Below are 8,134 nucleotides of genomic sequence, written 5' to 3'. Positions count from 1 at the left end.
GATTTTAATGTAGGTTTAATTGCCAACCAAAAGTTTTTTTCACAAAACTGACCTGAACTAAGAAATCGATAAATAGAATCTTTAGAGATTTTAGAATCAGTAATATTTTGTAGATCTGTAGAATGAGCAGATTTAGTTGAAGCAATTAAAAAATTTGAATATGTTTCAAGCAAGTTTTTATTCATAAAAGCTACTCCTTTAAATGTTATTACTAGGAGTATATTTCTTTTTTAGAAAAAAATATACCGCGAAACATCAGAATGTAAGTATTATTAACTCGATTTGTAAATTAATAATTATTTTAAAGTTTTTCAGATAAACTTCGGTGTTATATTTTTGATTTTAGGAAAGAAAATTAAAGGTATAGTTGTTTTTATTTTGAAAATATCGTTGTAGATATGATAATTACCTGAGATTGTAAAAATTTAATATTTTATGTATAATTATAGTGTGTAAAAAAGAGGAGGTCTTATGGAAAAATTATATCCATTAAAATTTAAAAAAGTGTTTAAAGAAAAAATATGGGGTGGAAGGAGTTTTAGTGAAAAACTAAATATGAAACTGCCAACAGATAAGTTATACGGCGAATCTTGGGAGGTCAGTCCCCATAGAAATGGAATGAGCCTTGTTGAGAATGGCGGGTTGAAAGGAAAGACTTTAGAGGAATTATTTTTAACTTATAAAGGTAAATTTGTAGGAGAAAAAATCTATTCTAAATATGGGGGGAAGTTTCCTCTTCTAATAAAATACCTAGATATCAACGACAGATTATCTGTTCAAGTACACCCTAACGATGATTATACTCTGAGAGTAGAGGGAGAATTCGGGAAATCTGAGTCATGGTATATCTTAGAAGCCAGTGAGGACGCTAAGTTAATCATGGGATTAAAAAGTGGGATAACTTCAGAAATTTTTGCACAAAAAACCAAGAACAAAGATTTTGAAAATTTATTTAATGTTATTTCAATAAAAAAAGGTGATTTTATAAATATAACTCCCGGCCTTATCCATGCAAGCTTAGAAGGGAGTGTACTAATATGTGAGGTACAGCAAAATTCAGATACGACCTATAGAATCTATGACTTTGACAGACTAGTTGATGGGAAGCTTCGTGATCTTCATTTAGATAAAGCCATGGAAGTGATAGATTATGAAAATACTCCTCAGATTTCTACCGATGAAACAAGAAAGAATATGGAGGTTGATGGAGGCTCAAAGCAGGAAATTACTAGAAGCAAATATTTTAATATAGATAAGTTGTTATTGGACGAGAGCTACCACGATTTAGATAATGATTCCTTTATGATCTATTCCATCTTGGCAGGAGGGGGAAGTATAACTTGTGATGGCCTGGTCTATCCTATAAAAAAAGGAGATACATGGTACATACCTCCTAAATTAGAGGTAGCAGTAGAGGGGAAAGTAGAGATTTTAAAGACTTTTTTATAAAATTATAGAGAAAAAAACTAGAGGATATCCTCTAGTTTTTTTTTGATACAGGCTTATAGAAATAATCTATATCTATTATTATGTATTCACTCTTACTTTTGATTCTATAAGGGATCATCCAAGTACCTAAACCAGAAGAAACCACTGTATGAGTTGTCTTAATTTTTTTATGACCATATCCATTTAAATAGAGGTAATTAACAAGGTGATTCATAGGAAATAGTTGACCATTATGAGTATGACCACTGAGGTGTAAACCTACATTATTTTCTAAACTTTCTTTGATACTTTTAGGATTATGATCTAGGACAATAAGAGGTGAATCTTCTATGCCCTTGAGAAGGGACTTCAAGTCTTTTCTGCTACCGTTAGTTTTATCATCTCTTCCAATGATATTAAGACCATTGATGGTTAAAATATCATCTCTTAGTAACTCTATTCCTGATTCCTGAATAAAATGAATATTTCTATCGACACCACCATAATATTCATGGTTTCCAAGAACGGCATAAATACCCTTTGGGAACTTATATTTTGATATAATTTCTTTTATATTACCATTTATTCTGCGAGGATCATTATCTACAAAATCTCCTCCAATCAACACGATATCTACTTTATCATTTGACATCTTTTTTAAAGCACGATCAAGGCTATCTCCATTAAAAACACTATTTAAGTGGGTGTCACTTAAAAATCCTAGTCTTAAAGTAGAATTAGAAGTTTTTCCATGCAAAGAAATTTTAAAATATTCTTTTTTATATTTACAAAATTAGATCTACTGATAATAGTTAAACTAAGAAAGAATAAAATTGAAAAAAAGGTAAAGAATTTTTGATTATTAGAGAGAAAAGTAAAAAAATCTTTGCCTAAAGCTTGTCCTAAAAAGTAAGCAACTAATAAAAATAAAGATACTAAGATCATATAATTATAATAAAATAAAAAATGCCCTGTAAATATCTCTAAACTTCTACTTTTATAAATTCGTCCAAAAATTATGCCAATCAATGGGAAATATCCAATAATTGGGATGATAAAGAATAAAAGTTTATTTGGGTACATTTTATACCCTGTAAACATAAAAATCCCTGTGATTATAGTTAAACTAATAAATATTATTGTTAAAAAATAAAATAATCTCATCTATCCTCCTGTCAAGTTAAATGCAAATAAAAAATTCCTATAGAATATACTTACTGTAACTAACATTATAGGAAGTATATTCAAAAGAGTCTATTTTTGATTTTATAGTTAGATCTGATTGATTACCTTCGTAATCTAAAAAAAATGCTCCCTGGTTAGGAAGCATTAAAATTTTTATAAATGGCGATGAGAGAGGGATTCGAACCCTCGGTAGATTGCTCTACACATACGTTCCAGGCATGCGCCTTCGACCACTCGACCATCTCACCACTGCTCAACTATAATACTATACTTTATAGGATAAAGCAAGAATAAAAGTTAATTGAAATTAAAATTTTAAAAACTTAGCTACCAATAAATACTAAATATTAACAGATAAAAAAGGTTTTTTTTGACACAGATCTCACAGAAAAAAATGCGATTAAAGTAAAAGAATAAAATCGGGTTAAAAATCGGCATCTAATCTGCGTCAAGTATTTTGAGTTTTATTCGTGTAAATTAGTGACAAAAAAAGTTTTCTTTTTAAAGTACTCTTAAAATATCATTGGTAGAATAGATCATCTCAAATTTATCTAGATTATTGATAATATGCTCTTTTTTCTTAGTAGGCAGTTTTTTAGTGTAGTAAGTCTTGGTTTTATCATGGTCTTTAACTATCTCAAACTCCTCCAAAATATTTATATTTTTAGGTAGGGTTAAATTACCACTTATTTTTACAGTTCCGTCTACATGGACATCTTCCCTTGTGATAACCATAAAATTACCTTCAATTTTGTTAACAGGAAGATCGTTGTAGAAGATATAGTAGTCATAACCATCACTATATCTGTCTGAAATATCTAAAAATTCAGAAAAATAATGGGGGAAGGGATCTTTTGTAATAACCAAAGTTTTTTTATCGTATAGTTTATTCCAAAGTCCCATGGTATAAATTATAGTTTTCATCCCACGGTTTCCTGAATAGATAACCAAAGGATTTTCTTTTTTTCTAAAGATAGTGGATAAAATTTCTTTTTGAAGGGAATTATAATCCAAATCTCCTAAAATAAAAGTTTTTATATCCTTTAATATCTCACCAGCTTTCAAACTCGTGGTTTTAAAATTATGATCGTAATCTATGATGAGGTGGATATTGTAATTTTCATCTTTTTTTATGATCTCTGTAATTTTAACCTTAAATTTGAAGTTGTAGTCATAGGTTAAATTTTTTAATATACTTTCAGTTTGTTGGGGAAGATAGCCTACGATAGATCTCCCTGAGTTTACAGTGATTCCATTGGAGTACTCAAGATACGTAGGAGAATTGATATCTATATTTCTTTTGGTATAGATCACTTCTTTCATGGGAAATATCGTATCATAGAGATCAATACTTTCTTTCAATAGATTTTTTTCTGAATTACCCTCTCTGATATCTTCTACAAACATCTTCACGTTAAACCTATCCATATACGTATCCACCTTTAATTTAAAGGCTACATCTACAGACTTCATCTCCACTAACCTCTCAAAGTGATGGGAACTACCAAACCAAACACAATTTTTTAAGGTGGTGCCGTCTGAAGACACAGCGTCAAACATGATATGGGTTTTATCTTTTCCTATCAATCTGACCCTGTCCAAGATGACATTTTTCACCTCAAAGAGAGGAGTTGCGTTTCCAAAACCATAGGGTTCAGCTTTTTCTAATTCATCATTAAAATTATATGTGAGTTTTGTAAAACTGATCTCCTTATCGATCTTTACAGGTTTTTTATAATCTTCATGTGATAATTTAGAACCTGCATCTTTATTTATTTTTTCTCTGAATTCATCGACTCTGTTGGAATCTATAGAAAAACCTGCTGCTCCTGCATGACCCCCATATTTGATAAATATCTCCCTCATGGAATTTAATCCTTCGATAATTGAATATCCCTCGATACTCCTACACGATGCCTTTGAGATACCATCTTTTTCCTCCATGATTATAGTGGGCTTATAGTATTTATCTATGATTTTAGAGGCTACGATTCCCACTACTCCGTGATGAAATCCCACTCCAGAGACAACAATAACATTATCTTCATAGTATCTATTTTTTTCAATTTCAGCTTCTACTTTTTCTAAGATATCAGCCTGAACTTTCTTTCTTTCACAGTTTTGACCAATTAATTTTTTTGAGATCTCACGAGCTTCCACCATAGAATCACTGATGAGAAGTTTAACTGCCATCTTGGCATCTTCTAATCTGCCGGCAGCATTAAAGATCGGTGCTATTATAAACCCTACATCATAGGTATTGAATTTTTTTACTTCCAAATCATCAAAGATGGTTTGGAGTAAGATCTTTAAGCCTGAGTGTTTTGTATGTTTTAATTGCTCCAAGCCCAATTTAGTAAAGATCCTATTTTCAGCTTTTAGAGGGACTATATCGGCAATGGTGCCGATGGCAACTATATCTAAATATTGATAGATTTCTTCCTTTCTACCCAAAGTTTCATAGAGTCCCATCATCAACATAAATGCAGTTCCTACACCAGCAAGATATTCAAACTTGTAGGAGTTATCCTCTCTCTTGGGATTCACCACAGCATATGCAGGGGGCAAGATATTATTTATATCATGATGGTCGGTGATGATGACCTCTAATCCTATGGAGTTGGCATATGTCACCTCTTCTACAGATGAGACACCACAGTCCACGGTAATAACCAGGTCTCCTCCCTGTTCCTTGATGAGAGATAGGGATTCCTTGTTTAGCCCATACCCTTCATCTCTTAAGGGGATATAGTAATCTACTCTATAGCCTAACTCTTTTAAAGCCAGATAGCAGAGGGAAGTAGAGGTTATTCCATCTACATCATAGTCACCATAGATAAATATTGTTTTTTCGGCATTTCCCATTTCTATAATCTTATCTACAGATTTTTTAACATCGGCAAATTCAAAGGGTGAAACTATATTTTCTATCTTTGGGTTAATAAATTTTTCTATTTTTTCATGGGTATCTATCCCACGGTTAATCATGATATTAAGAAAATCTTTACTGAGCCCAAGGGACTCAAATTCTGTTGTATTGTGTATATCTTTATGCATCCATCTTGTTTCCATATGTAGCCTCCTAAAACCTCATCCTTTCCTATTCCTTCACGTGGTTACGAATATTAGAAATAATTATTTATTAAAAAGTTATTTCTAAATGTAAATTAGGAGAAGGGAAGTAAAGTGTTATTGTTGTTTATATATTACCATAATTATTTTTTCTTGTTATCAGAATAAAAAGTGGTAAACTTATAATAGAATAAAAAAATTGGAGGTAAAGTATGAATGAAACTTTGAAAACTATAAATAACAGGGTATCTCTCAGATATTATGACAAGAAAAAAATCTCAACTGAACATATGAATAAAATAATAGAGTCGGCAATCAATGCTCCTACAGCTGGGAATATGGTCATGTATTCAATTATTCATATTCAAAATAAGGAAACTATGAAGAAATTGGCGATATCCTGTGATTCTCAACCATTTATAGGAACGGCTTCTGATATACTGATCTTTGTTGCCGATTTTAATAAATGGAATACCTATTATAAAAATGAAGGTGTCTATCAGAATAAAGGGAGGAGGCCTAGAAATGCAGAGATGCTTCTAGCCTTTGAAGATACTATGATAGCCTCTGAAAATTCTGTGATTGCAGGTGAAAGTTTAGGGATAGGAAGCTGCTATATAGGAGATATATTGGAAAATTATAAGTACCATAAAGAATTATTAAATCTGCCGGATTATACCATACCTTTGGGGATGTTGACCTTTGGATATTACCCCGAGAATTATAAGAGGGTAAAAAGAGAAAGATTCAATAGGGAGTTTATTGTCTTTGATGAAAAATATAAAAAGCTAGATAAAGCAGAACTCAAGACAATGTTTGAATCCAAGGAAAAAGAATTTAGTTCAAAAACTTCCAATGAAGGGAAAGTTTTTGTAGAGGAATTCTATAATAGAAAAACAAACTCAGATTTTATGGAAAATTTTGAAAGATCGGTAGATCAGTGGTTTAAAAACTGGAAGTAAGATAAAAAAGATGACTTCTACAGATTTAGAAGTCATCTTCTTTATTTACTAAACATATAAGTCTCCTACCAGAAGATGATTTCTATCCTCATGTAGAGCACTATTAAAACCGTTGAGGCCACCCTTAAGACTTTTGATAGATTTAAATCCGTTTTTTCCCATAGTAATGCAAGCACCCCTAGCGAAATTTCCACGGGTACATACAACTACATAAGTTTTATTTTTATCCAATTTTTTTATTTCACTTTCAAAGTTTTTATCTTCATAATCTATCATGATAGCATTTTCAACTAAAGGAGGGATAGCTATTATCTCCTTTGGAGTTCTGACATCTAAGACTAGAGTGTTGTCGCTTTCTAAGAACTTCAAAGCTTCGTCTTTTGAGATGTCGAATGCTTTTCCCTTTTTCCGAATCTTAAACCTAAGATTTTTAACATAGGTCAATTACCAGTTTTAATTTTTTCTATAATATTCATGACTTACATTCCCTTTATCTATAGTTTTTATTTACAAAAAAGAACTTCGATGATTTTTATTATCTTTTCATTAGAGATGGAATAATAAACTTCTAAGCCTTTTCTCTCACCTATGATAATTTTTTCAGCCTTTAATTTAGATAAGTGTTGCGATATTGTAGATTGTGGTGTCTCTAGACAATGTTGCATTTGAGTTACATTGGCTTTTTTTACTGCAATTAAATTTTTTACTATGCATAATCTTATAGGATGAGATAGAGCTTTTAAGACACTAGCTTTATTTTCAAATAATTCTGGATCATCTTTGTAATATAACAAATTTTACCTCCTATATAAAATTTATTTATTTGTATATTCAAATAATACAATTTAATTGGCTATATGTCAAGTGATTGTCTATTCAAACACATCTCTCCTCAGCCTGCTAAACTTATCAAAGGCAATCTTAATTTATAACAAAGGTTGTAAGTAGAAGGGAGAGTCCTCTGATAGAAAAGATTGCAAGCATGATACTTATCTGGTATTTAATAGCTGTAAAGGGGGAAGCTCCTGCTAAGATTTGTCCAGTCATCAGTCATCATTCCTGGTAGAGCCACCAACCCAATGGTGGCCATATTTGCAAGACTAGGCTGGAGGGACGATATGATAGATCTCCTGTAAAACTCTCTGAGTGCCTCAAATTTTGTGGCTCCCATGGAAAGAAGATAAAAATACGAATCTTCCCCGTCTTTTATTTGGGCGGTGAGTCTTGTCAAGCACACCACCACATATTTTCAAGGAAAACTTCATTTGCAGTAAAATAATTTAATACTTTTCGCGGTCTATTTCTAATTCTTTCTACAGTTCTTTCTAACTCATCATCTGGTATTTTTGAAAAAACTGTTCCCTTTGGATATGTTTGTCTCAACACTCCATTAAAATTTTCATTGCTACCTTTTTCCCACGGCGAATAAGGATTACAGAAGTAAACATCAACATTCAAGTTTTTTTCTATTTCTTTAAATCCTGCAA

At 31.5% G+C, this 8,134-nt stretch carries 9 protein-coding genes and 1 tRNA gene; 2 read left to right on the top strand and 8 right to left on the bottom strand.

The genetic code is table 11. The features are described from left to right. Positions 1 to 185: hypothetical protein (locus V5784_RS11245; protein WP_336889115.1), on the bottom strand; the 185-nt coding region annotated here is incomplete at its 3' end. 286 nt (positions 186 to 471) lie between these two features. Between V5784_RS11245 and V5784_RS11240 the strand changes: the two genes are divergently transcribed. Continuing rightward, a complete protein-coding gene (locus V5784_RS11240; RefSeq protein ID WP_336889114.1) occupies positions 472 to 1,449 on the top strand; it encodes a type I phosphomannose isomerase catalytic subunit in 978 nt (325 codons plus the stop codon). Between the two features lie 31 nt (positions 1,450 to 1,480). Here V5784_RS11240 and V5784_RS11235 read toward each other — a convergent pair whose 3' ends face one another. The 3 genes from V5784_RS11235 to recJ all read right to left on the bottom strand — a co-directional run bounded on the left by V5784_RS11235 (position 1,481) and on the right by recJ (position 5,685). Next, positions 1,481 to 2,185 carry a metallophosphoesterase gene (locus V5784_RS11235; RefSeq protein WP_336889113.1) on the bottom strand — a complete coding sequence of 235 codons (705 nt, stop codon included), beginning with the start codon at positions 2,183 to 2,185 and terminating at the stop codon, positions 1,481 to 1,483. A gap of 588 nt (positions 2,186 to 2,773) precedes the next feature. Further along, a tRNA-Ser gene (locus tag V5784_RS11230) sits at positions 2,774 to 2,861 on the bottom strand. Positions 2,862 to 3,114: 253 nt separating this feature from the next. Then, positions 3,115 to 5,685 (bottom strand): single-stranded-DNA-specific exonuclease RecJ, encoded by a 2,571-nt coding sequence (recJ, locus tag V5784_RS11225; RefSeq protein WP_336889112.1) that lies wholly within the window; start codon positions 5,683 to 5,685, stop codon positions 3,115 to 3,117. Between the two features lie 212 nt (positions 5,686 to 5,897). On the opposite strand from recJ, the gene V5784_RS11220 reads away from it, so the two are divergent. Then, positions 5,898 to 6,647, top strand: a complete 750-nt coding sequence (locus V5784_RS11220; protein ID WP_336889111.1) for a nitroreductase family protein — start codon at positions 5,898 to 5,900, stop codon at positions 6,645 to 6,647. 48 nt (positions 6,648 to 6,695) lie between these two features. On the opposite strand, the gene V5784_RS11215 is transcribed toward V5784_RS11220, so the two are convergent. The 4 genes from V5784_RS11215 to V5784_RS11200 all read right to left on the bottom strand — a co-directional run. Further along, positions 6,696 to 7,016, bottom strand: a complete 321-nt coding sequence (locus tag V5784_RS11215; protein ID WP_336889110.1) for a rhodanese-like domain-containing protein — start codon at positions 7,014 to 7,016, stop codon at positions 6,696 to 6,698. Between the two features lie 134 nt (positions 7,017 to 7,150). Next, positions 7,151 to 7,441 carry a metalloregulator ArsR/SmtB family transcription factor gene (locus V5784_RS11210; RefSeq protein WP_336889109.1) on the bottom strand — a complete coding sequence of 97 codons (291 nt, stop codon included), beginning with the start codon at positions 7,439 to 7,441 and terminating at the stop codon, positions 7,151 to 7,153. A 127-nt stretch (positions 7,442 to 7,568) separates the two neighbouring features. Beyond that, the gene (locus tag V5784_RS11205) at positions 7,569 to 7,694 is read right to left on the bottom strand and encodes an ABC transporter permease (RefSeq protein ID WP_336889108.1); all 126 of its coding nucleotides are present in this window, start codon (positions 7,692 to 7,694) and stop codon (positions 7,569 to 7,571) included. Positions 7,695 to 7,874: 180 nt separating this feature from the next. Beyond that, positions 7,875 to 8,134 (bottom strand): IS30 family transposase (locus tag V5784_RS11200; RefSeq protein ID WP_336889107.1); only part of this gene is annotated, 260 nt, incomplete at its 5' end.

The organism is Psychrilyobacter sp., assembly GCF_037132775.1.
Lineage (GTDB): Bacteria > Fusobacteriota > Fusobacteriia > Fusobacteriales > Fusobacteriaceae > Psychrilyobacter.
The sequence above is the reverse complement of the archived record's forward strand: the minus strand, read 5'-3'. Positions and strand labels throughout refer to the sequence as shown.